Source organism: Amycolatopsis keratiniphila (assembly GCF_000400635.2).
Lineage (GTDB): Bacteria > Actinomycetota > Actinomycetes > Mycobacteriales > Pseudonocardiaceae > Amycolatopsis > Amycolatopsis keratiniphila.
On the sequence record NC_021252.1, the window covers coordinates 3785204 to 3808557 of the forward strand.

Below are 23354 nucleotides of genomic sequence, written 5' to 3' on the forward strand. Positions count from 1 at the left end.
GGTCAGTCGGCGACCCAGCTTCCATGGAAGCCCAGCGGTACCGGCCTCGGCAGGTGGATGCGTGCCAAGGGTTTGGCGGTGAAGTCCTGTGCCGCGAGGATCACCAGGTCCGACGCGTTGCGATCGGGGTTGTTGACGTAGGCGAGGGCGTAGCCGTCGTCTTCGGCCTTGCCGCGGGAGGACGGCACGAACACCGCTTCGCTCGCGTCGGCGCCCCGGCCGAAGCGGTGCACCTCCGAGCGTCCGGTCCGCAGGTCGTGCTTGATCAAAGCGTTGCCGAAGGAACCGGATGGCTTGTCCAGGTAGACGTCGAACAGTTCGCCGGGGGAGGCCGAGTAGCCGTACCGGTGCCGTCGCGACACCAGGCTTTCGTTGACCCGCGGGAACTCCTGCGGCCGGTCGTCGAGGACGCGGCGCCGGACCCGTCCCTGCGCGATGTCGATCGTCCAGCGCTCCAGCACCGGCGGGCCCGACGCGGAGGGACCACCGAAGCCCTGTTTGCCCGCCACCTCGAACGGCGCGGGCATCGTGGTCAGGTCGACCACCACCGTGGAGCCCTGCTCGTAGGCGTTGAGGGTATGCGAGTAGAACACCGGATCCACCCCGAACCAGCGGACCGGGCCGCCGTCGCGTTTCATCACGCCGACCCGGGCCTGGTGATCCGGGTTCCATTTGTAGGGCACGACCTTGCCCTGCTGTGGATCGAAGGTGACCGGTACGTCGAAGACGACCACGTAGTTCTCGGTGAGCCCGAAGTCGTGCATCATCGGGCTGTCGGTGACCGGGATGCGGGTGGTCCGCACCACGCGGCCGGTCCGGTCGACCATCAGATGCCGCACGTGGTCCCAGGTCGGGTGATAGGTCACCGCGTGCAGTTCGTCGGCGCGGGCGTCGAACTTGGTGTGCGCGGTGTAGGAGCCCTCCAGCGAACCGCTGAAATCGAACGGCCCCAACGTGTTCAGCTCGCCGTCGAGTTCGTACGGCGGGGCACCCGATTCTTGCAGGGTGAGGATGCGGCCGTGGTGGCCGATCACGTGCGTGTTCGGCGCGAAGTCCTCGGCGGGCACCGGCCACGGGTACCGCTCACCGAGTTTCGCCGCGACGCCGGACGAGCGGACCCAGCGGTTGCGGTACCACTCGGCCTTCCCGTCGCGCAGCCGGACGCCGTGCACCATGCCCTCACCCAGCATCCAGTGGTGGGCGCGCGGATCTTCGAGGCCCAGCACGTTCGGCCCCGTGCGCAGGTAGCGCCCGCAAAGATCGCTTGGAATACGGCCGGTCACCGGTAGCCCGAACGCGGTCACCTCTTCGGTGACGGGCGCGAAGGCGCCTTCGAGGAACGGGTAGCGCGGTTTCGCCGGAGCCGGCGCGGCAAAAGCGGATCCGCTACTCGCGGCGGTTCCGGCGATGGCGAGCGCGGCCGCCCCGCGGAGCACGTTCCGCCTGGTCGGTTCTGTCATGGTCGATCCCCCAGTTCGTGAAGTAACTGTGTATGCCATGAACAGTGTATGGCTTTACCGGTTTTGGATGCAACAATGCCCCGATGGACGATGTCGAGATCGAGTTGCTGCCGCCGGGTACGGCGCTGGCCTGGGGGCACACCCCGGCGCCCCGGCGCGGGCCGAAGCCGGGATACAGCCTCGAGCAGATTGTCGACGCGGCCATCGCGCAGGCTGACGCGGAGGGCTATGCGGCGCTGTCCATGCCTTCGATCGCCAAGCGCCTCGGCATCACCGCGAACGCGCTTTACCGGTATCTGAGCTCGAAAGAGGAACTGCTCGTCCTCGTGGCCGAAGCGGCCTGGGGTCCGCCGCCGAAATCGACTCCCGGCGATTGGCGCGCCGCGGTCACCGCCTGGGCTCGCGCGCTCCTCGAACGTTGCCGCCGTCATCCGTGGCTCATCGACCTGCCGGTGCGGAGCGCGCCGAGTACGCCGAATCTCTTGGGATGGCTGGAGAACTTCCTGGAGGGGATGGCCGATTCGGGGCTGAACGCCCAGGACGTCACGGGCTGCGCGGTACTGGTCGACGGCTGGGTCCGCAGCACTGCCTCGTTGCTCCGGGATGTGAACGCGAGCCCTCCTGATCGGGTCCGGGCCCTGGGCTCGTTTCTGGGGCCGCGTCTCGAAGAGCGGGGCTACACCCGTGTCGCCGCCGTGATTTCCGGTGAGGCGTACGGCGAAGAAGGTATCGAGGAAGCGGACATCGAGTTCGGCCTCGGGCGCATCCTGGACGGCATCGAAGCGCTCATCGAGCGCCGCTGAACACCCCGTCCAGCCGGTAGTCGACGATCTCCGACGCGCGCTCGGCCGTGTAGGCGTCGACCATGATCGCCGTGACGAGGCCGGCGGACATCGTCGCGAGGGAGTCCGCCTCGAGCCGGGGATCGAGGTGCGCGGAAACGTCGCCCTTCTCCTGGGCCGCCCGGAGCAGTTCGGTGATCGCGTGGACGAGGTGGGGCAGAAGTGGTTCCTGGTCGGGATCCTGGCTGCCGCGCGTGACGTCGACGGCGAAATACGCGATCTGGACGGCGGAGAGCATGCGGGCGCGCTCGTCGTCCGGCAGTACCGCGGTCAGGTAGGCGCGCACGATGGTGCGCTCGTCGCCGGTCTTCATCGCCTCGCCGATGGTCTTCCCGGCGTGCTCCGCGGTCAGCTCGACGATCCGCTGCCAGGAGAAGCGCAGCATTTCTTCCTTGGTCGGGAAGTAGTACTGCACCAGGTTCATCGAGATGCCCGCCTCCGCGGCCACCGCACGCAGCGTGACCGCCTGCAGTCCTTGGGCAGCGGCGATCCGGAAGAGCGCCTCCGCGATCTCGCGCCTGCGCTCTTGGTGGTCCACACGTTTCGGCACGCGGTCACTCTGCCATGCCGGTGAGGGGTGGCCGAAATGGCCACCCACTGTTATGGTGCAATTGCACCATAAAAATCGAGGAGGTCTGATGCTGGGGGAGTTCACCGACAAAAAGGCCGAAGAGCGCTTCTTCGCCGTCTACGACGAGATCCTGCGGAAGTGGCCGGTTCCCGCCGAAGAGCTGGACATCGAGACGAAATTCGGCCCGACGCGAGTCCGCAGTTGCGGGCCTGAGGACGGCCCGCCGATCGTGCTGCTTTCCGGTGGAATGGGCACGTCACTGTCCTGGTATCCGCATATCGCCGAACTTGCCGTCCGGCACCGGATCCACGCGGTCGACTCCCTCGGCGAGCCCGGGCGATCGATCCAGACCGCGCCGATCGAGTCCGCGGGAGACTGCGCGGACTGGCTCGCCGAGGTCGTCGAAGGAGTACTCGCGGGGACAGGCCACGAGAAGGTCTACCTCGCCGGTGTTTCGCGAGGCGGCTGGCTGGCGTTGAATCTCGCCACGCGGACCACCGCCCGGGTCGCCGGTGTCGTCGCCATCGAAGCCGCGGGGTTCGGCGTGATCGGCCGGAGCTTCATCTGGTGGAGCTTGCGCGAGATCTTCCGCTGGTTCCTTCCCCGATGGCTCCTGCGGCTGGTGGCGTCGGGGGATCCGGACGTGCGGCACACCGTGCGGCCTCTGCTCTTCGCCGCGCTCAAATACAAGCAGCAACTCCCTGAGATGCACCTGTTCAGCGATGACGAGCTGTCGGCGATCGACGTGCCCACCCGGATCGTCGTCGGCGAACGCAGCGTCATCCACGACGCTCGCGCGGTGGCGGCCCGGCTCGGATCACTGAACCCGCACATCGAGGTCGAGGTCGTGCCCAAGGCCACTCATGGGTTGTCACTGGAGAAACCCGACCTCGTCACCGCCCGGATTCTCGAGGCGGCGCGTCACGCCGCGGCGACCTGAGCCGGCCAGGACGGTGAGCGGCCCAGCAGGGCGACGATCGTGTCCAAATCGGACTGTCCCGTCACCTGGACGGCCGGTGCGAACGCCGCGCCCGGCGCGTTTCGGCTCTTCCCGTTCGGGATCGCCTCGGCGAACCGCAGGCCGACGTCGAGGACTTCCTGCTGGAACGTGATCGGCATGCCGAGGGTTTTGGCCACGTCCCACGAATGCACCAGGTAGTCCACGAAATGGAAGCCGAGGGCCTGTTCGGCGGTGAAGGTGACTTCGGTGGAGAACTCGGGGAGGGCGAACTTCCGGTCGGCGAGGTCGTGGGGGACGAAGGCGTTCAGCACCCGGTTCACCGAGGCGCGGTAGGTACCGATGGGGTCGTCGCCCAGCGGGAGGAGCCGCCAATGGTCGAGGTGGCTCTCGCCTTCGGCCGCGGCAGCGAAGCCGTGGTGCTGGGTCGCCATGTGCGCCAGCAGGCCGTGCAGGGTCCAGGCGCTGCACGGGGTCGGTTTGGCCAGGTCCGCGGCGGTGATCTTGGTGACGAGGTCCAGGCTGGCCCGGGTGACGACGGCGTCGAGGATGCGGAGTTCATCGATAGGCATATGCATATCATCTACATGTGCGTACGAGTTCGTCAACCGGTTCCGCAACTTCGGTCGGTATGGTCTGCGCATGGCGGAGCAGGGGAGGCCGGATCTCGCGGCGATGCTCGGTGGGCTGATGCGACGGCTGATGAACGCCGAGACGCCGGTGCTGGCCGAGCACGGGTTGACCATGTGGGGCTACGTGGTGCTGAGCGCCCTCGACGACGGGCCTGTCCGTACGCAGGCCGCGCTCGCCAAGGCGATCGGCGCGGACAAGACCCGGATCATCGGCACCCTCGACACCCTCCAGGCGGACGGGCTGATCACCCGCGAGCCGGATCCGAAGGACCGCCGGGTCCGGCTGCTGGGGATCACCGAGGCGGGCCGCGCGTCGCGGCGGTCGGCTCAGGCCCGGATCCAGGAGCAGGAGGAACGGCTGCTCGGCCGGCTTTCGGCCGCCGACCGGAAGGCGTTCCTCAAGGCCGCGCGCGTGCTTTCCGAGGCGCAGTGGCCGTGAGTCAGCCCAGTTCCTCCACGACCATTCCGGCCGGATAGTCCGACGGCGACCGGCGCCACCACGCGCTGAAGGCCTGGGCCAGCCGCCTTGGCACCTCGACCTGCGCGCCGCCACCGTGGAACTCGATCGTCACCAGCACAGCCTCGATGTCCCAAGGGATCCGCCGGGCCAGTTTCGCGTAATCGGCGCTGGCGGAGACGAAAGTGACCACTTTCGTCGCGCCGATCCGGCGCGCTTCCCCCAGCACGGCGTCTTCGAGCACCCCCGGCGGCCAGTCGCTGAGCCGCAGCTTCCGGTCGTAGTAGGAGATCGGCTCGTCGGCGCGCAGGATCCCGTAGCCGCCGCTGAGGATCAGCGTCCGCCCGTGCTCGGCCGCCTCGCCCAGCGCGACGCCGACGTTCCGGTAGAAGTTCCCGCTGTAGCGCAGCCACGCGGGCCGCAGGCCGCCGCTTTCGACCTTGGACCTCGCCAAGATCTCGGCTCGCGCGCGAAGCATCGGTTCCGGCCAGGCGGTCTCGGTTTCCGCGGCATGCCCGCCTCGGTTCTTGGCCTTGGAAGGGCCGAGAACGGTCAGTGCCTCGCGCGGATCGATCGCGTCGAGAACAGCGGCGGCATCCATCGGAGGGATCTTATCGGCGACTCGCTGATCGGCCGCTGATCGGTGCCGGGCATGCTGGAGGGACCGGACCGCGGAGAGGGGGAGCATGTCGCCACTGGTCGTGCACGGCTTGTGGTCCCGTGGCCGCGGGATCGTGCTCTGGGGTGAACACGGCGACCGCCCGGCGACGACGTCGATGCGGCCGTCGAGCGCGGCCCGGCCGCATCCGTTCGCCGCCTCGGTCGCGGATCTGACCGCCCTGCATCCCGGCAAACCGGCGACGGCCGTCCTGCTGTTGCCGTCGCGGCGCGGCGGCCCGATCGCCTCGCCCGAACTGGGTACCCGTGGCCGTCCGCAACCGGAACCGACGCTGGAACCCTGGTCGGTGCCTGCCCTCCTGATCGACCCCTCCGAGCTCGAAGACCTGGCCGAGACGGTCAGCTACGGCAGTTCGGTCCGCCATCTCCGCGCCGTCGTCCGGTTGGCGGACGACCTGGTCCGCCGCGGCCGGGTGCTGCCGACGCTCGTGCGGAACGAGATCGTGGCGCGGGCGCGCTGGCGGCCGGTGGCCCGGGGCGGTGACGCGGTCGCGGTCCGCGCGCTGATCGCGGCCACCCCACCGGTCGGCCGGGCCGAACATCCCGGGCCTGACCCGGCGGCGCTCGTCACCGACGCCCTCCACACCCTGGTCGACGCCGCGGTCCGCGATCGGCTGGGTGCCGCCGGGCATGCCACGGAAAGCGACGGTCGCGAAGGCCCGTTCGGGTCGTGGCTCCACGCGCTGAAGAGCGCCGACGACCGGGTCGGTCAGTCGCCGGGGCGGATGGGGATCGTCGCGGAGGGCATCGCCGCCTGGGACGCGATCGGCGACACGGACCTCACCGAGGGCACGGTCTGTATCCGGCTCGACGAGGTTCCGACGCTGCACGGCCCGGCCGACGACCCGGACGATCAGACCGGCGACGGGACCAAGTGGCAGCTGCGTTTCCTCCTGCGCTCCACCGCCGACCCCAGTCTCCTGCTCCCGGCCGAGGACGTCTGGTCCGGCAAGGCGGGCGCGAAGTTCACCGATCCGGAAGGTCTCTTCGCCGCCGAGCTGGAGCGCGCCGCCGGGGTATTGCCGCTGCTCGGGCCCGCGGTCGAGGCCGGGAAACCGGGTACCTACGACCTCACCGTCGCCGAAACCGTGGAGTTCCTCGACGGCGGCGCGGACCAGCTGGTCGCGGCCGGATTCGACGTCCAGCTCCCGGCGAGCTGGGGCGGCAGGCGGAAGCTCGCGCTCAAGCTGTCCGTTCGCGGCGCGCCGGTCGACCAGGCAGCCGTGCACCGGCTCGGGCGGCACCAGCTCGCGTCCTACCGCTGGGCGCTCGCCGTCGGGGAGGACGCGCTGACCGACGAGGAACTCGCCGGGCTCGCCGCCGCGAAGTCGTCGTTGGTGCGGCTGCGCGGCCGGTGGGTGAGCGTGGACCCCGAACTGCTGCGCGCGGGCCTGGAGTATCTCCGCCGCGATCCGGACCGCGAGAAGCCACCGCTGCCCACGCCGGCGGACCTGCTCGCCCTGCTCCGGGGCGGCTTTGAAACACCGCTGCCGGTCACCGAAGTCACCACCGACGGCTGGATCGACGACTTCCTCGCCGGCCGGGTCCAGCGCACCATCGAACCGGTCGAGCCGCCGCCGACCTTCATCGCGACGCTGCGGCCCTATCAGAGCCGCGGTGTCGCCTGGCTTTCGTTCATGACGTCGATCGGGCTCGGAGCCTGCCTCGCCGACGACATGGGGCTGGGCAAGACCGTCCAGCTGCTCGCGCTCGAAGCGATGGAGCGAGCGCAGGATGACAGGCGGCCGACACTGCTGGTCTGTCCGATGTCGCTGCTCGGGACGTGGCAACGGGAAGCCGCCAAATTCGCCCCGGAGTTGCGTGTCCACCTCCATCACGGCGCCGACCGCGGCCGCGTGCCGGCCGAGGGCGCGGATCTCGTGGTCACCACCTACTCGACCGCCGCCCGCGACGCCGACGAACTCGCGGGCCTCCGCTGGCACCGGCTCGTGCTCGACGAGGCGCAGGCGGTCAAGAACCAGAACACCGGACCCGCGCAGGCCCTGCGCCGGATCCCCGCCGGGCACCGGATCGCGCTGACCGGGACGCCGGTGGAGAACCGGCTCGCCGACCTGTGGTCGCTTTCGGATCTGCTCAACCCGGGTGTCCTCGGTGGCAGGCAGGAGTTCCGCGAGCGGTTCGAGGTGCCGATCGAGCGACGGGGCGACCTCGCCGCAGCCGCCGAGCTGCGCCGTCTGACCCGGCCGTTCCTGTTGCGGCGCCTCAAAACCGACCCCACCGTGCTCGCGGATCTGCCCGAGAAGATCGAGATCCTGCAGGAATACCGCCTCACCCGCGAACAGGTGACGCTCTACCGCGCGACCGTGGACGAGATGATGACGAAGATCGCCGACAGCGCCGGGGTCAAACGGCGCGGCAACATCCTCGCCGCGATCACCAAGCTCAAGCAGATCTGCAACCATCCCGCGCATCTGCTGCACGACGGCTCGCCGATCGGGCAACGTTCCGGCAAAGTCAACCGGCTCGAAGAACTCCTGGCGGAGATCCTGGACTCGGGTGACCGCGCGCTGTGCTTTACCCAGTTCGCCGAGTTCGGTCACCTGCTCGTGCCGCATCTCTCGCACCGGCTGAACGTGAAGATCGCCTTCCTGCACGGCGGGCTGTCACAGCGGCGCCGCGATTCGATCGTCGAGCACTTCCAGTCGGGCGAGGGCCCGTCGATCCTGCTCGCGTCGCTGAAGACCGGGGGAGCGGGGCTGACCCTCACCGCCGCCACCCACGTCCTGCATCTCGACCGATGGTGGAATCCGGCGGTGGAGGAACAGGCCACCGACCGCGCGTTCCGCATCGGCCAGCGCCGCAGCGTCCAGGTGCGGAAGTTCGTCTGTCCCGGAACCATCGAGGAACGTATCGACGACGTCATCACCAAGAAGGAGGCGCTGGCGGATCTCGTCGTCACCGACGGGGAGGACTGGCTCACCGAGCTGTCCACCGATTCGCTGCGCGAGGTCTTCGCACTCGGCAGGGAGGCGGCCGATGACTGAGGGATTCCGCCGGGCGCTCGACGAACTGGGTGTTCACAAAGGACTGGTTCCACCCTGCACGGTCGATACGCTCACGCTGGGGCCGGGCGCCGCCGTCGCCAGGGTCCGGGTGACCCGGCAACGGTTCTACGAGGTCCGTATCGGCCTGCCGGCGTTCGGCAAGCAGGTGTGGACGGCGGTCGTCGCCGCCCTCGTGGCGGACGAGCCCACGAGGACCGCCCTGCTCGACGGGCGGGTCCCGGACGACATCGATCGCTTCTTCGCCGCCGAGCAGGTGCCGCTGTTCCCCGAGGCGGCGTGGGAACTGTCGCTGGACTGCACGTGTCCCGGCACTCGCGTCCCGTGTGATCACCTCGTCGCGGCCCTGATCGCCCTCGAGGCGGACGCGGATCCGTTCGCGATCTTCACGCTTCGCGGACGCGATCGCGCGACGCTGCTCGAAGAGATCGGACGGCAGGCGGGCGCGCGCGTGACCGCCCCGGCGGCGGAGGACGAGACACCGGGGCTCGACGAGGTGATGGACGACTTCTTCGGCTGGGGCCCGGCCGGGGACGTCACGAACCGGCGACGCCCGCCCGCAGGGGATCCGCTGGGACTGCTCGACGAGGTCCCGCCGCTCAAGGCCACAGTGGACGGAACCTCGGTCACCGCCCTGCTGCGACCGCTCTACCGGGCGATCACCGGTCAGGAGAAATAGGCGTCGACGATCCTGTCGTCCACTTCGGACAGAGTGGCGGGCGACCACTTCGGAGCGCGGTCCTTGTCGATGATCTGCGCCCGGATGCCTTCGGCGAATTCGGCGGTCGAGAGGGCGTGGGCCGAGATCCGGTATTCCTGCGCCAGCACGGTTTCCAGGTCGGGCAGCGCCGCCGCCGACCGGAGTGCCCGCAGGGTCACCTTCAGCGCGGTCGGCGACTTCGCCTCGATCTCCTTGGCGGCGGTCGCGGCCGCGTCACCCCCGGCGTGGAGCCGGGACAGGATCTCTTCGACGGTGTCCGCCGCGTAGCAGTGGTCGATCCAGGCGGCGTCACCGGCCAGCGCGCTCGGCGGCGCGGGTTCGGCGATCAGTTCCAGCGCCTCGTCCGTGGGGTGCGAGGTGAGCGCGTCGAGCAGATCCGGGATCCGCTCGCTTGGCACGAAGTAGTCGGCGAGTCCACAGTGGATCGCGTCGGGGCCGGAGATCGCCCCGGCGGTGAGCGCGATATGCGTCCCGAGTTCGCCGGGAGTCCGCGACAACAGATACGTGCCACCGACGTCGGGGACGAAACCGATGCCCGTCTCGGGCATGCCGACACGGGAGCGTTCGGTGACGATCCGGTGGCTGCCGTGCGCGGAGACGCCGACCCCGCCGCCCATCACGAGCCCGTCCATGAGCGCGAGATACGGCTTCGGGTAACGCGAGATCAGGAGGTTGAGGCGGTATTCGTCGGCCCAGAACCGCAACGACGCGGTGCCGCCGGCGCGCGCGTCCTCGTAGATGGCGCGGATGTCGCCGCCGGCGCAGAGCCCGCGATCGCCGGCGCCGTCGATCAGCACGGCACGGACCCCCGGGTCGGCGCGCCACGCTTCGAGGTGGTCGAGCATGGCGAGGACCATGCCGTGGTTCAGCGAGTTCAGCGCACGCGGCCGGTTGAGCGTGATCCGGCCGATTCCGCTCTCGAGGTGGAACTGGGCGTCATTCACCAAGCCACCCTAAAAGTCGGAAGTCCGACCATGTCGTGGTTGTGGTGTACACCTCAACAGGTCTGGTAGTCATCGGTTATGAGCGATGAGCCCACCGCGGCGGAGCTGGCCGACGAACTCCTCGACGTCCTCGCGACCGAACTCCCTTTGATGGCGACGTTCGACAACGTCCCCGGGCACGACCACGAACTGCGGGACGTTTCGGAGGCGGGCGACGACCGGCTGCGGGAGCGCGTCGTCCGGATCGCCGGGCACGCCGCCCGATCCGCCGACCCGGACCGGATCACCCTCGGGGTCATCGCCCATCACGCGGAATCGCTGCTGACCAGGCTGGATTCGCGGCTCACGGAGTTCATCCTCGCCGATCCGATGGTGGCCGAGGGGATCGGGGCGCTGGCCTGGCTTCCGCAGCTGGAGCCGTCGGGGGAACAGGCGGAGGAGGACTATCTGGCCAGGCTGGCGGCGTTCCCGGACTTCTTCGCGGCACTGGCCGAACGCCACCGCGCCGGGATCGCGGCGGGCCGGACCCCGGTGGAACGGGCGGTGCGCAACGCCATCGACTACCTGGACCGGATCCTGGCCGCCGAACGCCACCCGCTGCTCGTCCCGCCGTTGACCGGCGACCGCGTCGCGCGGCGGGAGCGGCTGTTCACCGAGCGGGTACGGCCGGCGCTCGTCGCCTATCGCGAGGTGCTCGCCCGGGAGATCGCCGGACGTGGCCGCCCCGACGACCGGCCGGGTCTCTGCTGGCTGGACGGCGGCAAGGAAAGTTACGCCGGCCTGGTCAAGACGCACACCACCACCGGGATCTCGCCGGAGGAACTGCACGAGACGGGTCTCGAGCTCGGCCGGGCGCTGGACGAGGAGTACCGGCGGCTCGGCGCGGCCGTCTTCGGCGAGGACGATCCCGTCGCGGTCCGGCTGCGGATGCGCACCGATCCGACGCTGCGCTGGCGGGACGCGGACGAGATGATCACGACCGCGACGGAAGCCGTCGAGCGGGCCGCGGCCGCCGCGCCCGGCTGGTTCCGGCGGATACCGTCGGCCGAATGCGTCGTGCGTGCCGTGCCGGAAGCCGACGGGCCCTCCGCCGCGCAGGCGTACTACATGCCGCCGTCGGCGGACGGCAGCCGCCCCGGCGTCTACTCCACCAACACCTACCGGGTGACCGAACGGTTCCGGTTCATCGCCGAGTCGGTCGCCTTCCACGAAGCCGTTCCAGGGCACCATTTCCAGGCCGGGGTGTCCTATGAACTGGAGGAATTGCCGCGGCTGCGCAGGCTCGTCCCGCTCTCGGCGTTCGACGAGGGCTGGGCGCTCTACACCGAACGGCTCGCCGACGAGATGGGGCTGTACTCCGACGACGTGATGCGGCTCGGCATGGTCGCCGAGGATTCCTTGCGCGCCGCGCGGCTCGTCGTCGACACCGGGCTGCACGCGCTGGGCTGGAGCAGGCAGCGATGCGTGGACTACCTCGCGGAACATTGCGTGCTCAGCGATGTCGAGGTGCAATCGGAGACCGATCGCTACATCGAATGGCCCGGTCAGGCACTGTCGTACATGACGGGCAGGCTGGAGATCCAGCGGTTGCGGGCCTTCGCCGAGGAACAGCTGGGGGAGGCGTTCGACATCCGCGACTTCCACGACGTGGTGCTGAGGAACGGGCAGGTGCCGCTGCCGGTGCTCGGCGACATCGTGCGGGAGTGGGTGACGGACACGCGGCGCCGGGAGTGACCCCGGCTCCGCGTACTCGTGCTCAGTCGCGCTTCGCGAGCGTCGCGACCTCGGCGTCGGACAGCGGCCGGTCGTAGAGCCGGACGTCGTCGACCGCGCCGCGCAGGAAGTCGACCTGCTGGCCGCCGTACTGGCCGCGGCCGATCACCGTGTGGCCGGTGCTCGGGGCGGCCGAGCAGGCGTTCTGCGAGGCCACCTTCGTGCCGTCGACATACAGCGACAACGTGCCCGCCTTGGCGTCGCGAACGCCGGTCAGGTGGTACCAGCGGCCGACTTCCGGCTTCTCCGGCGACAGGGCGCGGAGGCCGACGAAGCTCATCGCCCACCGCTGGTCCTGCCCGGAGTACTGCAGGAAGAACGCGCTGTCGCGGCCGGTGTCCTGGCTGACGACGGTCTGGAACGCCCCGCTCGCCTCGTCCAGCTTCGCCCACGCCGAAACCGAATAGCTCCCGGCGGTGTCGACGAGGTTCGCCCCGGTGTCGGCCTGCCCGTTGCCGGCGAAGGCCAGCGCGCCGCCTTCGACACCGCCGGCCCACTGCGCGTTGGTCAGGGTGGCGTGCGCGGTGCCGACCGAGTCCTTGGCGCTGGATCCGGTGCCTTCGTCGAACTTGTAGGCGTGCACGCCGCCGATCCCCGGAGTGCCGGGGCCGGGGTCGGGTGCGCCCGAGCCGCTGCCGTCGGCGTTACGGATGATCGCCTGGTTGACCGCGCGCACCTGCGCGAAGTCCATCTTCTTCACCTGCCTGTCGTAGGTGAAGAAGCCGTTGACCTCGTGCTCGACGTCGGTGATCTGCGTGTAGATCGAGCCGCTGATGCCACAGCTCTGCGCGGACGCGAGCACGTCGCGCTGGTTCTGGACGTAGCGGCTGTTCAGGGTCGCCTGGTCCTTCACCATCTCGTAGGCGTGGCCTTCGCCGAACCACATGTGGTCCTTGACTTCGAGACCGTAGCCACCGTGTTCGCCGTCGATCGAGATCCGCTTGGCGTCGGGCATCGGCTTCGCGGGGCCCGGGTAGGCGTGCCAGTCGAGGACGTCGCCCTTGCCGGAGTCGCCGAGCGAATCACAGCAGTTGACGCCGCTGTGCGCGTTGACGAGACGGGTCGGGTCCTGGGCCTTGACGCTCTCGGCGACCTGCCCGGTCTCCTCGCGCGACCACTCCGCCCAGCCTTCGTTGAACGGCACGTAGCCGACGATCGAGGTCCAGTTCTTCTTCTGCTCCACCAGTTCCTTCAGCTCGGCCTTGAACTGCCGCTGGGCGTCGACGGGCGGGCGGCCGCCGGTGCGCATCGACGGCATGTCCTGCCAGACGAGCAGGCCGAGCTTGTCGGCGTGGTGGTACCAGCGGTCGGGTTCGGTCTTGATGTGCTTGCGGACCGTGTTGAAGCCGAGGACCTTGTGCTGTTCGAGGTCGAAGCGCAACGCCTGGTCTGTCGGCGCGGTGTAGATGCCGTCCGGCCAGTAGCCCTGGTCCAAAGTGGACTGGAGGAAGAGGATCTTGCCGTTGAGGGTGAACCGGAGTTTGCCGTCGGCGCCCTTCGCGGTGCCGAATTCGCGCATGCCGAAGTAGGACGACACCTTGTCGACGGTGCGGCGGCCGTCCTTCAATTCGACGTCGAGGTCGTAGAGGAACGGCGAATCCGGCGACCAGAGTTTCGCCTTGGGCACCGGCAGCGAGATCGTGCCGGCCGCGGACGCCTTGCTGCGGCTGACCACCTTCCGGCCGTCGCGGACCACGGCCTCGACGGCCAGCCCGGAGTTCCCGCCGGTGTCGACGGTCAGCTTGAGCGTGGAGGATTCGAGATCGGGGACCATGCCGAGCGTGCCGATGTGCTTGGCCGCGACCGGCTCCATCCACACGGTCTGCCAGATGCCCGAGGCGCCCTCGTAGAAGATCCCGCGGTCGGGGACCCGGCGCTGTTTGCCGACGGGCTGCCAGGTGGCGTCGGTGCGGTCCTCGACTCCGACGATGATCTCTTGCTCTCCCTTGGGTTTCAGGGCCGACGTGACGTCCGCGGAGAATGCGCCGTAGCCGCCCTGGTGTGCGGCGACCTGCTTGCCGTTGACGTAGACCTTCGCCTTGTAGTCCACGGCGCCGAAGTTGATCCGGAGGGTGTTGTCCTTGCCGACGTTCCAGTTCCGGGGCACGGTGAACGTGCGCCGGTACCACATGAAGTCCTCGTGCCGCTGGATCCCGGACAGCGCCGATTCGGTGGGGTAGGGGACCAGGATCTTCTCCGCGAGCTTCTCACCGAAAGGCGGGACCTCGCCCGGTGCGGCGCCGGCGAACTCCCAGACCCCGTTGAGGTTCTGCCAGTTCTCGCGCACCAGTTGCGGCCGCGGGTATTCGGGCAGCGCGTTGGTGGGCGACACCTGGTTCGTCCACGGGGTGGTCAGGCGGGGCTTGCCCATCTTCCAGCCGCTCTCCGCGGCCGTCGCGGCCCCCGACGTCAACGCCAGGGCGGTGACGGCGACCACCGCGGCGGTCAGGGGTTTCCGGAAACGTCTCCGGGGGCGTTTCGGTGACAACGTTGGCAACATCTGCTCGACACCCTTCTCCGGGGGCGGCCGCCTCGGCGGAGGTGCGCCTCCCACTGGACCTGTGCAGGCGTGAAACCACGACCCCGTGGCCGGTGGGAACCGGTGTGAGCCGGGCCACGGCTGGCCGTCAGGATGTTTTTACATCGTTGATACAACGTTGTAAAGCGTCGTAGGCGTCGAATCGGTCGTGGCGGAAGAGCTGTCCGGTGTGTCAGGCGATCGTCGGGGCGCGGTCCGTGAAGGCCTCCTTCCCTACTCTGAAGGTAGGAAAGGAGGCCTTCACTACCTCTGCGGGCTGCTGTCGACCCACTCGAAGTACCTGCGGCGTGTCCCCCGGTCCCGGGTGCCGTGCTCCATGCGTTGACACGGTAACTGACTGATAAGTAACTTACTAGCGAGTCAGATCGAACGGAGGCGACGATGCCGGCCGAGGAGCGTTCGTGGTGGGGCTGGGGCACCACCGACGGCGAACTGTCCAAGGAAGAGTCCGACGCGCTGGTCGCCCGCACGTCGGGCGTGCTGCCCGGCCACGACTTCACCGATCACCCGCCGCCGGATCCCGCCGATCTCGACCTCCCGGCGCCGAGGATCCGGCCGCCCGCCACGCTCGCCGCGTTGTGCGGTGACGGACCGGTCGACCGGTTGTCCCACGCCCGCGGCAAGGCGTTCCGCGACGTCGTCCGCAATCTGCTCGGACGGCTCGACCACGTCCCGGATCTGGTCGCCCGCCCGCGCACGGAACAGGACGTCGTCGACCTCCTGGACTGGTGCACGGCCTCCGGCACCCCGTTGATTCCTTACGGCGGCGGCAGTTCCGTGGTCGGCGGGGTCGAGCCGCGGTTCGACGGTCCCGCGGTTTCGATGGATCTGGCCGGTCTCGGCGAGGTGCTCGAAGTGGACACGGTCAGCCGCGCGGCGCGCATCCAGGCCGGGATCTTCGGACCGGCTCTGGAAGACCGGCTTCGCCCGCTGGGGCTGACCCTGCGGCATTTCCCGCAGTCGTTCGCCCATTCGACGCTCGGCGGCTGGCTCGCCACCCGCGCGGGCGGGCATTTCGCCACCCTCGCCACACATATCGACGATCTCACCGAGTCGCTGCGTGTCGTCACACCCGCCGGGATCAGCGAATCGCGGCGCCTGCCGGGCTCGGGCGCGGGTCCCTCGCCGGACCGGCTGTTCCTCGGCTCCGAGGGGACGCTCGGCGTGATCACCGAAGCCTGGATGCGCCTGCAGGACCGGCCGGTCTGGCAGGTGACCGCGTCCGTCGCCTTCGAACGGCAGGAGAACGCCGTCGCCGCCACCCGCGCGATCGCGCAGTCCGGGCTGTACCCGTCGAACTGCCGTCTGCTCGACCCGGCGGAGGCGTTCATCAACGCGGGCGCGAGTGTGGGCGGCGGTCTCCTGCTGGTCGCGTTCGAATCCGCCGATCATCCGGTCGACACCTGGCTCGACCGCGCGCTCGAACTGACCGCGGGCCACGGCGGTGTCGTGAAAGCCAGGCGCAGCAAGAATTCCACCGGTCAGGACAGCGCATCTGCCTGGCGATCGTCCTTCTTGCGGATGCCCTATCAACGCGACGCGCTGGCCCGCCGCTCGCTGATCGTGGAGACCTTCGAAACCGCGTGCACGTGGGACGGCTTCCCGGAGTTCCACGACGCGGTCACCTCGGCGGCCCGCGCCGCGATCGACGCGGTGTGCGGCGGTGCGGGTGTCATCACCTGCCGATTCAGCCACGTGTACCCCGACGGTCCCGCGCCCTATTACGGGATCTACGCCGCCGGGCGGTGGGGGAGCACAGTCGCCCAGTGGGACGAGATCAAGGCCGCCGTCTCAGAGGCGATCGCGGTCCACGGCGGCACGATCACCCATCATCACGCCGTCGGCCGCGATCACCGGCCCTGGTACGACCGGCAGCGTCCCGACCCTTTCGCCGCCGCGATCACCGCCGCCAAGTCGGCGCTCGACCCGGCGGGAATCCTCAATCCGGGAGTGCTGATCGGCTGACCGGAGGCCGGACGAACGACGTCAGCAGCGTGGTGAACCGCATGGCGGCCAAGGACAACGTCCGCCCCGCCATGGTCTGCACCTGGGCTTCGCGTTTGCGGAACACGGCGTTGTCGAGCAGCACGTAGGCGACCCCTTCGGTGGCCGCGTCCTCCTCGATGTCACCCAGCCCGCCGACCAGGGCGATCCCGCCGCCGCAGCGGACGAACTCGTACTTCGGGCTCAGTTCGTTGCACTCCAGCACCGGGTGCGCCGTGAGGTTCTCGATCCGCGCGGCGATGTCGAACAGGTCGCGCAGGCTCTGTCCCGGCGCCGGCAGCGCCAGCGGATGCTCGCACAGTTCGGCGAGCCCGACGGAGTCATGGCTGGTCAGCGGATGACCGAGCGGCACGATCGCGTACACCGGGACGACGACCGCGCTCTCGACGCGCACACCGTGCTGTGGCCCGGTCGCGAACGTGACGGCGACGTCGGCCGCGCCTTCGAGGACCCGGCGTGTCGCCTCGTCCCTGGTCACGACGTCGATGTGGAACGTGACGTCGTGGTCGCGCCGGAAGGCGGCGATGGCCTGCGGGACCACGCGGCGGGCGAATCCCTCGGAGCAGGCGACCGTCAGGGACCGGGCGTGCAGCCCGCGGCCGGTGCGGAGTTCGTCGACGAGAACGGCGGATTCCGCCTCGCTGCGGCGGACGTGGTCGAGCAGCCGGGTGCCGGCCTCGGTCGGCACCATGCCCCGCGGATGCCGGACGAACAACGGCACCCCGATACCCGCTTCGAGTTTGGCGATCTGACGGCTGATCGCCGAGGGGGCCACCGTCAGTTCGGTCGCCGCCTCGGACACCGAACCGGTGCGGGCGACTTCGAGGAAGTACGTCAGCGCGATCGGCAGTAGTCGCATCAGGGGCTCCGCAGGTTTGCCGCAATGAGAACGCGGAGCACGGTAAACGGCAATGGTCAGAGTCCGCAAACCGACTTACGCTCCTCTGCGACACTCGACGAGCGAATCGGGAGACAACGCGGTGATCCCAGCGGAACTGGTCACGAAAGCCCACGAGCACGTCGACTCCGGCGCGTTCTTCACCGAGCTCGCCGAGCTCGTCCGATATGCGACGGTGAGCGATCATCCGAGCGGTCGCGTTGCCATCAAGGCATACCTGGATGAGGTGCTGACCCCGGCGCTGACCGCGCTCGGTTGTTCGGTGGAGACGTACCCGAACCCGGACCCGGACGGCGGCCCGTTCCTGATCGGCACCCGTATCGAGCGCCCGGAGCTGCCGACCCTCCTGTGCTACGGCCACGCCGACGTCGTCGACGGGCACGAGGGCCGGTGGAGTGAAGGCCGGGATCCGTGGACGCTGACCGCCGACGGCGAGCGCTGGTACGGCCGCGGTTCGGCGGACAACAAGGGACAGCACCTGATCAACCTGACCGCGCTCAGGCTGCTCCTCGCCGAAACGGGTTCGCTCGGCTTCAACCTCAAGTTCCTTTTCGAGACAGGGGAGGAGATCGGCTCGCCCGGACTCGACGAGTTCGTCGAGGCGAACCGGGAGGCGCTGAGCGCCGACGTCCTCATCGCGTCCGACGGCCCGCGCCTGGACGCGGCGACACCGACGGTGTTCCTCGGCGCGCGGGGCAGCGTCCGGATCGCCCTCGACGTCGATCTCCGCCCCGACGCCTACCATTCGGGGAACTGGGGCGGAGTCCTGCGCAATCCCGCCACCACCCTCGCCGGGGCGATCGCCTGTCTCGTCGACGGGCACGGCCGCGTCCAGGTGCCGGAACTCCTGCCGCCGGAGCTCCCGGACACTGTCCGTGCGGCACTCGCGGGCCTTGAGATCGGGAACAAACCGGGTGATCCGGTGCTGGACGAGGGCTGGGGCGACACCGCCCTGACCGCGGCCGAGCGGCTGTACGGGTGGAACACGCTCGAAGTCCTTTCGCTCGGCGCGGCCGACATCGACCGTCCGGTGAACGCCATCCCCGGCCGCGCCCGGGCGATGCTGCAACTGCGCTACGTCGCCGGGACCGACGTCGACGGGGTGGGCGAAGCGATCACGAAACACCTTGCCGCGAATGGGTTTTCGATGGTCGACGTGACCGCCGATGGCAGCTTTCGCGCCAGCCGTACCCCTGTCGACGACCCGTGGGTCGGCTGGGCGAAAAGCGTGCTCGACGAGGTTGCCGAACAGCGCGCGGCGATCCTGCCGAGCTTCGGCGGGGGACTGCCCAACCACGTGTTCACCGACCTGCTCGGCCTCCCGACGTTGTGGCTGCCGCACTCCTATCCCGGCTGCCTGCAGCACGCGCCCGACGAGCACCTGCTCGCGCCGATCGCCCGCGAAGGCCTCGTCCTCGCCACGGCGCTGTTCCACGCGCTCGGACGGCGCGGGGAGGAGGCATGACGACCGGCCGGACGGTGGCCAAGCCGCGCACGCCGTCGTCCACGCGGCGCGCGATCGCGGCGACCATCGGCAACGCGCTCGAATGGTTCGACCTCGGCGTGTACGCGCTGATGGCGGCCTACATCGGCAAGACCTTCTTCCCCGGCGGGAACGCCGCCGTGCAGCTCGTCCAGGCGTACGCGGTCTTCGGCATCACGTTCCTCGTGCGCCCGCTCGGCGGTCTGGTGCTCGGTGCCTACGCCGACCGGTTCGGCCGCAAGAAGGCGCTGGTGCTGACCATCTGGCTGATGGTCGTCGGGACGTTCCTGCTCGCGGTGATGCCGGGTTACGCGACGATCGGGTTCCTCGCGCCGGTCGGCGTGATCGTCGCGCGGCTGATCCAGGGATTCGCCGCAGGCGGGGAATTCGGGGCGGCCACGTCGTTCCTGATCGAACAGGACGACCGCCGCAAGGGTTTCCTCGGCAGTTTCCAGTTCGCCAGCCAGGGTTTCGCGACGCTGATGTCCGCCGGGTTCGCCGCCGGGCTGACCGCTTCGCTCAGCGCCGACGCGATGACGTCGTGGGGGTGGCGGATCCCGTTCGTCTTCGGTCTGCTGGTCGGGCCGGTGGGCTACTACATCCGGCGTCACGTCGACGAACCCGAAGTCGCTCAAGAGAAACAGTCGACGCCGGTCCGGACGCTGTTCCGCTTCCACTGGGGCGGCCTGCTGATCGCCGGCGGAGCGCTGGTCGTCTCGACCTCGCTGAACTTCATCCTGCAGTCACTGCCGACGTTCGCGATCAAGAACCTCGGCCTCGACGACTCGCTGTCGTTCGTCGCCCTGATGATCACCGCGGCCATTCTGACCTTCGTGACACCGATCGTGGGACTGCTCACCGACCGGCACGGCCGCATCGGGATCATGGTCGGGGCCGCGGCGGTGATCGGGGCCGGGGTGGTGCCGCTGTACCTGTGGGTCACCACTTCGCCGTCGTTCCTGACCCTCACGGTGACCATGACGATCCTTGGCCTGTTGAAGGCCATCTACTTCGGCGCGCTTCCCTCGGTGATGGCCGACGTCTTCCCGGCCCACACCCGGGCGACGGGGCTTTCGTTCGCCTACAACGCCACCGTCGGGATCTTCGGCGGATTCACGCCGACCATCGCGACCGCGATGATCGCGGCCACCGGATCGCCTGTTTCGCCCGGTTACTACCTCTTGGCGACAGCGTCGCTGAGCATTGTCGCGCTGGTGGCGGCGAATCGGCGGCGCGGGATTCGCTGACCAGTGGCGAAAGCCCCTTTCACAACTCCCGCAACAAGTACCGTTGCAGCTTCCCGCTCGGATTGCGCGGCAACGCCTCGATGAACCGCACGCGCCGCGGATACTTGTACGGCGCCGCGGTCGCCTTCGCGTGGTCCTGCAAGGCTTTCACGAGATCCGTGCCGGGTTCGGCGCCGGGCCGGGGGACGACGAACGCGGTGACGATCGAACCGCGATCCGGGTCCGGTGTGCCGATCACGGCGCATTCGTCCACGTCCGGATGGGTCAGCAGGACTTCCTCGACCTCCGGGGCGGCGATGTTGTAGCCCGACGAGATGATCATGTCGTCGCTGCGTGCGACGAACCGGAAGTAGCCGTCGGCGTCGCGCACGTAGGTGTCGCCGGTGAAGTTCCAGCCGTCGCGGACGTAGTCGCGCTGGCGCGGGTCTTCGAGGTAGCGGCAGCCGGTGGGGCCGCGCACCGCCAGGAACCCGGGCGTGCCGTCGGGCACGGGCGAACCGTCGATGTCGAGGACGGCCGCCTCGTAGCCGGGTACGACCTTGCCGGTCGCGCCGGGACGCGCGTCGTCGTCGGCGGCGGAGATGAACACGTGCAGCATTTCGGTGCTGCCGAGCCCGTCGATGAGCGGCCGCCCGACGATCGCCCGGTACTGCGCGGCCACGGGAGCGGGAAGCGACTCACCCGCGGACACGGCCCGGCGCACTCCGGCCAGCAGCCGTCCGTCGCCGGCGTTCAGGATCGCGCGGTACGCGGTCGGGGCGGTGAAGAGGACGGTGACGCCCTTCTCGGCGACGATGGCGGCGAGTTCCGCCGGGGTGGCGCGTTCGACGAGCAGCGTCGCCGCCCCGGCACGCAACGGGAAGACCAGCAGGCCGCCGAGGCCGAAGGTGAAGGCCAACGGTGGTGTGCCGCAGAAGAGGTCGTCGGACGTCGGGCGCACGACGTGGCGGGAGAACGTGTCGGCGATCGCGAGCAGATCGCGATGGAAATGCATGGTCGCTTTCGGCGAGCCCGTCGTGCCGGAGGTGAAGGCCAGCAGGGCGACGTCGTCGGCCGCGGTCGGGACGTCGGCGAACGTCGCCGGATGCCCTTCCGCGCGGGCGGCGAGTTCCGTTCCGTACGCCACGACCGGCAGATCGGGCGGGAGTTCGTCCATCAGGCGCTCGTCGCAGATAGCGAGCGCGGGCTTCGCGCGGCCGACGATCTTGTCGAGTTCGGTCCGGCGCAGCATCGGCATGGTCGTGACGGCCACCGCGCCCGCCTTGAGCACGGCCAGCCACACCGTCGCGAGCCACGGGGTGTTGGTGCCCCGCAGCAGCACCCGATCGCCTGGGACCACACCGAATTCGGTGACCAGGACATGGGCGACGCGGTTGGCGCGGGCGAGGACTTCACCGTATGTCCACGTTTCGGCGGGGGAGAGCAGGCAAGGCCGGTCCGGGCCGAGCCGGGTGACGGTGTCGTCGAGCAAAGCGGTCGCGGCGTTCAGCCTGTCGGGATAGCGGAGTTCCGGCAGGGCGAAGACGAACTCCGGCCACTGATCGGCGGGAGGCAGCCGGTCACGGCAGAACGGGTCGACATGCGCGCTGGGAGAAAGCCTCATCGTCGCCGCTCCTCGGTCCGGCCGTGCCCCCTCCCGCGAAGGTAGCACTTGTTACGACCGTCGAGAAGACGCGATGAAGCTCAGCCCGCGACGTCGGCCACCGCTCGCGCCAGGGTGGTTCGCACGGTCTCGGGGTCGTCGAGGTTCCCGCCGTGGAGGGCGCCGTCTCGGAGGAGGACGAGCGTGCGGGCGGCGTGTTCGGGGTCGGCATGGCCCGCGTCGCGCGCCAAGTCGCGAAGCACGCCGAAGAACCAGTTCCGGTGGTCGTCGATGACCTGTCGCACCTGGTGTGCGCGATCGGGGTATTCGGCGGCGGCGTTGAGGAACTGGCAACCGCGGAAGTCGTCGTCGAGCGTCCGGTCGCCGATGATGCCCAGAGCGGCGAGCAGTGCTTCTCGGGCGGGCTTCCCTTGCGTCACCGCGCCGACGCCCGCGCGGATCCGTTCGCTCGTGGTGCTCAGGTAGGCGGCGACGAGGTCGTCCTTGGTGGGGTAGTGGCGGTAGAACGTCGCCCTGGTCACGGCCGCTTCGGAGACCAGGCGCTCCACGCCGACGGCATGGATGCCCTCCGCGTAGAAGAGCCGTGACGCTGTCTCGAGCAGCCGGATCTTCGGGTGTACGTCCCGGTCGGCAGTCGGCATCTTTCAACTCTAGAGAAAGAACGGTCATTCCACTAGGTCGTCTTCGTCACGTTGCGGAAGGCATCCCGTGGCGCCATGGTTAAGGCAGAAAGACCGATCATTCTCCCTGGCTCTGAAGGAGCAGCAATGAGCAACCAGAAGCCCACCATCGTCCTGGTCCACGGTGCTTTCGCCGACTCGTCCAGCTGGAACGGAGTCGTCCCGAAGCTGCGTGAGCAGGGCTATCGCGTGCTGGCGGCGTCGAACCCGCTGCGCGGCATCGAGTCCGACGCGGCCTATGTCGCCGACGTCGTCAACGGAGTGAACGGCCCCGTGGTGCTGGCCGGGCACTCCTACGGCGGCGTGGTGATCAGCCGCGCGGCCACCACCGCGCCGAATGTCAAGGCGCTCGTCTACATCGCCGCCTTCCAGCCGGAGGCGGGGGAGAGCGTGTTCGAGCTGTCCGGCCGGTTCGAGGGCGGCAAGCTCGGCCCGGACACCACGAATGTCCTGGCCGCGCAGGGTGAGCTGTCGATCAAGCCCGAGAACTTCTCGGACGTGTTCGCGGCCGACGTCCCCGCGGAGACCGCCGACGTCATGGCGGTCACCCAGCGTCCGGTCACCGAGCGCGCGCTCGGCACCCCGTTCGACGGCGAGCCGGCGTGGAAGAACCTGCCGTCGTGGGCGCTGATCGCCGAGCAGGACCACGCGATCCCCGCCGCCGCGCAGGCGTTCATGTCCGACCGCGCCGGTTCGGAGGTCACCAGGGTCGACGCTTCGCACGCCGTCTCGGTCTCGCGGCCGGACGTCGTCGCGGAGGTCATCCTCGCGGCGGCCGCCAAGGTCGCCTGACCTCGGTCGCTTGACAGGTGAAACCCTCCCCGGAGAGACTGAAAAAGCG

19 protein-coding genes are annotated in these 23354 nt (G+C 69.4%); 10 read left to right on the forward strand and 9 right to left on the reverse strand.

From position 1 onward, the window contains the following. Nucleotides 1-2: 2 nt before the first annotated feature. On the reverse strand, nt 3-1460 hold the full coding sequence (locus AORI_RS58255; RefSeq protein WP_016333809.1) for a carotenoid oxygenase family protein: 1458 nt from the start codon (nt 1458-1460) through the stop codon (nt 3-5). Nucleotides 1461-1543: 83 nt separating this feature from the next. On the opposite strand from AORI_RS58255, the gene AORI_RS58260 reads away from it, so the two are divergent. Continuing rightward, complete coding sequence (locus AORI_RS58260; protein WP_016333810.1) at nt 1544-2263, forward strand: TetR/AcrR family transcriptional regulator; 720 nt, start codon at nt 1544-1546, stop codon at nt 2261-2263. Here the strand turns inward: AORI_RS58260 and AORI_RS58265 are convergent. Then, complete coding sequence (locus AORI_RS58265; RefSeq protein ID WP_016333811.1) at nt 2247-2852, reverse strand: TetR/AcrR family transcriptional regulator; 606 nt, start codon at nt 2850-2852, stop codon at nt 2247-2249. The two genes, AORI_RS58260 and AORI_RS58265, sit on opposite strands and share 17 nt — an antisense overlap. Nucleotides 2853-2940: 88 nt before the next feature. Between AORI_RS58265 and AORI_RS58270 the strand changes: the two genes are divergently transcribed. Beyond that, entirely contained in the window at nt 2941-3813 is an 873-nt protein-coding gene (locus AORI_RS58270) for an alpha/beta fold hydrolase (protein ID WP_016333812.1), read from the forward strand. On the opposite strand, the gene AORI_RS58275 is transcribed toward AORI_RS58270, so the two are convergent. Next, the gene (locus AORI_RS58275) at nt 3795-4403 is read right to left on the reverse strand and encodes a TIGR03086 family metal-binding protein (protein WP_016333813.1); all 609 of its coding nucleotides are present in this window, start codon (nt 4401-4403) and stop codon (nt 3795-3797) included. The two genes, AORI_RS58270 and AORI_RS58275, sit on opposite strands and share 19 nt — an antisense overlap. 70 nt (nt 4404-4473) lie before the next feature. On the opposite strand from AORI_RS58275, the gene AORI_RS58280 reads away from it, so the two are divergent. Next, on the forward strand, nt 4474-4902 hold the full coding sequence (locus AORI_RS58280) for a MarR family winged helix-turn-helix transcriptional regulator (RefSeq protein ID WP_016333814.1): 429 nt from the start codon (nt 4474-4476) through the stop codon (nt 4900-4902). Nucleotide 4903: 1 nt separating this feature from the next. Here the strand turns inward: AORI_RS58280 and AORI_RS58285 are convergent, their stop codons facing one another. After that, a complete protein-coding gene (locus tag AORI_RS58285; RefSeq protein WP_016333815.1) occupies nt 4904-5521 on the reverse strand; it encodes a YaaA family protein in 618 nt (205 codons plus the stop codon). 85 nt (nt 5522-5606) lie between these two features. On the opposite strand from AORI_RS58285, the gene AORI_RS58290 reads away from it, so the two are divergent. Both AORI_RS58290 and AORI_RS58295 read left to right on the forward strand, forming a co-directional pair. Continuing rightward, complete coding sequence (locus AORI_RS58290; RefSeq protein ID WP_016333816.1) at nt 5607-8603, forward strand: DEAD/DEAH box helicase; 2997 nt, start codon at nt 5607-5609, stop codon at nt 8601-8603. Beyond that, nucleotides 8596-9300, forward strand: coding sequence for an SWIM zinc finger family protein (locus tag AORI_RS58295; RefSeq protein WP_016333817.1), 705 nt, complete (start codon nt 8596-8598; stop codon nt 9298-9300). Before AORI_RS58290 ends, AORI_RS58295 begins: the two co-directional genes overlap by 8 nt. On the opposite strand, the gene AORI_RS58300 is transcribed toward AORI_RS58295, so the two are convergent. Further along, nucleotides 9288-10286 carry an enoyl-CoA hydratase/isomerase family protein gene (locus AORI_RS58300; RefSeq protein ID WP_016333818.1) on the reverse strand — a complete coding sequence of 333 codons (999 nt, stop codon included), beginning with the start codon at nt 10284-10286 and terminating at the stop codon, nt 9288-9290. The genes AORI_RS58295 and AORI_RS58300 overlap by 13 nt on opposite strands. 78 nt (nt 10287-10364) lie before the next feature. Here AORI_RS58300 and AORI_RS58305 point away from each other — a divergent pair, with 78 nt between their 5' ends. Next, a complete protein-coding gene (locus AORI_RS58305; RefSeq protein ID WP_016333819.1) occupies nt 10365-12020 on the forward strand; it encodes a DUF885 domain-containing protein in 1656 nt (551 codons plus the stop codon). A 22-nt stretch (nt 12021-12042) separates the two neighbouring features. Here the strand turns inward: AORI_RS58305 and AORI_RS58310 are convergent, their stop codons facing one another. Then, nucleotides 12043-14496, reverse strand: coding sequence for a LamG-like jellyroll fold domain-containing protein (locus AORI_RS58310; RefSeq protein WP_016333820.1), 2454 nt, complete (start codon nt 14494-14496; stop codon nt 12043-12045). A 483-nt stretch (nt 14497-14979) separates the two neighbouring features. On the opposite strand from AORI_RS58310, the gene AORI_RS58315 reads away from it, so the two are divergent. After that, nucleotides 14980-16563, forward strand: coding sequence for an FAD-binding oxidoreductase (locus AORI_RS58315; protein ID WP_016333821.1), 1584 nt, complete (start codon nt 14980-14982; stop codon nt 16561-16563). On the opposite strand, the gene AORI_RS58320 is transcribed toward AORI_RS58315, so the two are convergent. Beyond that, the gene (locus AORI_RS58320) at nt 16538-17461 is read right to left on the reverse strand and encodes a LysR family transcriptional regulator (RefSeq protein WP_016333822.1); all 924 of its coding nucleotides are present in this window, start codon (nt 17459-17461) and stop codon (nt 16538-16540) included. The two genes, AORI_RS58315 and AORI_RS58320, sit on opposite strands and share 26 nt — an antisense overlap. A 121-nt stretch (nt 17462-17582) precedes the next feature. Here AORI_RS58320 and AORI_RS58325 point away from each other — a divergent pair, with 121 nt between their 5' ends. Beyond that, on the forward strand, nt 17583-18965 hold the full coding sequence (locus AORI_RS58325) for a M20 family metallopeptidase (RefSeq protein ID WP_043848087.1): 1383 nt from the start codon (nt 17583-17585) through the stop codon (nt 18963-18965). Further along, on the forward strand, nt 18962-20230 hold the full coding sequence (locus AORI_RS58330) for an MFS transporter (RefSeq protein WP_016333824.1): 1269 nt from the start codon (nt 18962-18964) through the stop codon (nt 20228-20230). Before AORI_RS58325 ends, AORI_RS58330 begins: the two co-directional genes overlap by 4 nt. 19 nt (nt 20231-20249) lie before the next feature. Here AORI_RS58330 and AORI_RS58335 read toward each other — a convergent pair whose 3' ends face one another. Then, nucleotides 20250-21833: an AMP-binding protein gene (locus tag AORI_RS58335; protein ID WP_016333825.1), complete on the reverse strand. Its 1584-nt coding sequence runs from the start codon at nt 21831-21833 to the stop codon at nt 20250-20252. 80 nt (nt 21834-21913) lie between these two features. Further along, complete coding sequence (locus tag AORI_RS58340) at nt 21914-22474, reverse strand: TetR/AcrR family transcriptional regulator (protein ID WP_016333826.1); 561 nt, start codon at nt 22472-22474, stop codon at nt 21914-21916. Nucleotides 22475-22600: 126 nt separating this feature from the next. Here AORI_RS58340 and AORI_RS58345 point away from each other — a divergent pair, with 126 nt between their 5' ends. Then, complete coding sequence (locus AORI_RS58345; RefSeq protein WP_016333827.1) at nt 22601-23305, forward strand: alpha/beta fold hydrolase; 705 nt, start codon at nt 22601-22603, stop codon at nt 23303-23305. The last annotated feature ends 49 nt before the right edge of the window (nt 23306-23354 follow it).

What these genes read in the sequence shown, in the direction of transcription:
- AORI_RS58255 (WP_016333809.1), bottom strand. Translation starts at nt 1,460, where the DNA reads ATGACAGAACCGACCAGGCGGAACGTGCTCCGCGGGGCGGCCGCGCTC.
- AORI_RS58260 (WP_016333810.1), top strand. Translation starts at nt 1,544, where the DNA reads ATGGACGATGTCGAGATCGAGTTGCTGCCGCCGGGTACGGCGCTGGCC.
- AORI_RS58270 (WP_016333812.1), top strand. Translation starts at nt 2,941, where the DNA reads ATGCTGGGGGAGTTCACCGACAAAAAGGCCGAAGAGCGCTTCTTCGCC.
- AORI_RS58275 (WP_016333813.1), bottom strand. Translation starts at nt 4,403, where the DNA reads ATGCCTATCGATGAACTCCGCATCCTCGACGCCGTCGTCACCCGGGCC.
- AORI_RS58280 (WP_016333814.1), top strand. Translation starts at nt 4,474, where the DNA reads ATGGCGGAGCAGGGGAGGCCGGATCTCGCGGCGATGCTCGGTGGGCTG.
- AORI_RS58285 (WP_016333815.1), bottom strand. Translation starts at nt 5,521, where the DNA reads ATGGATGCCGCCGCTGTTCTCGACGCGATCGATCCGCGCGAGGCACTG.
- AORI_RS58290 (WP_016333816.1), top strand. Translation starts at nt 5,607, where the DNA reads ATGTCGCCACTGGTCGTGCACGGCTTGTGGTCCCGTGGCCGCGGGATC.
- AORI_RS58295 (WP_016333817.1), top strand. Translation starts at nt 8,596, where the DNA reads ATGACTGAGGGATTCCGCCGGGCGCTCGACGAACTGGGTGTTCACAAA.
- AORI_RS58305 (WP_016333819.1), top strand. Translation starts at nt 10,365, where the DNA reads ATGAGCGATGAGCCCACCGCGGCGGAGCTGGCCGACGAACTCCTCGAC.
- AORI_RS58315 (WP_016333821.1), top strand. Translation starts at nt 14,980, where the DNA reads ATGCCGGCCGAGGAGCGTTCGTGGTGGGGCTGGGGCACCACCGACGGC.
- AORI_RS58320 (WP_016333822.1), bottom strand. Translation starts at nt 17,461, where the DNA reads ATGCGACTACTGCCGATCGCGCTGACGTACTTCCTCGAAGTCGCCCGC.
- AORI_RS58330 (WP_016333824.1), top strand. Translation starts at nt 18,962, where the DNA reads ATGACGACCGGCCGGACGGTGGCCAAGCCGCGCACGCCGTCGTCCACG.
- AORI_RS58335 (WP_016333825.1), bottom strand. Translation starts at nt 21,833, where the DNA reads ATGAGGCTTTCTCCCAGCGCGCATGTCGACCCGTTCTGCCGTGACCGG.
- AORI_RS58340 (WP_016333826.1), bottom strand. Translation starts at nt 22,474, where the DNA reads ATGCCGACTGCCGACCGGGACGTACACCCGAAGATCCGGCTGCTCGAG.
- AORI_RS58345 (WP_016333827.1), top strand. Translation starts at nt 22,601, where the DNA reads ATGAGCAACCAGAAGCCCACCATCGTCCTGGTCCACGGTGCTTTCGCC.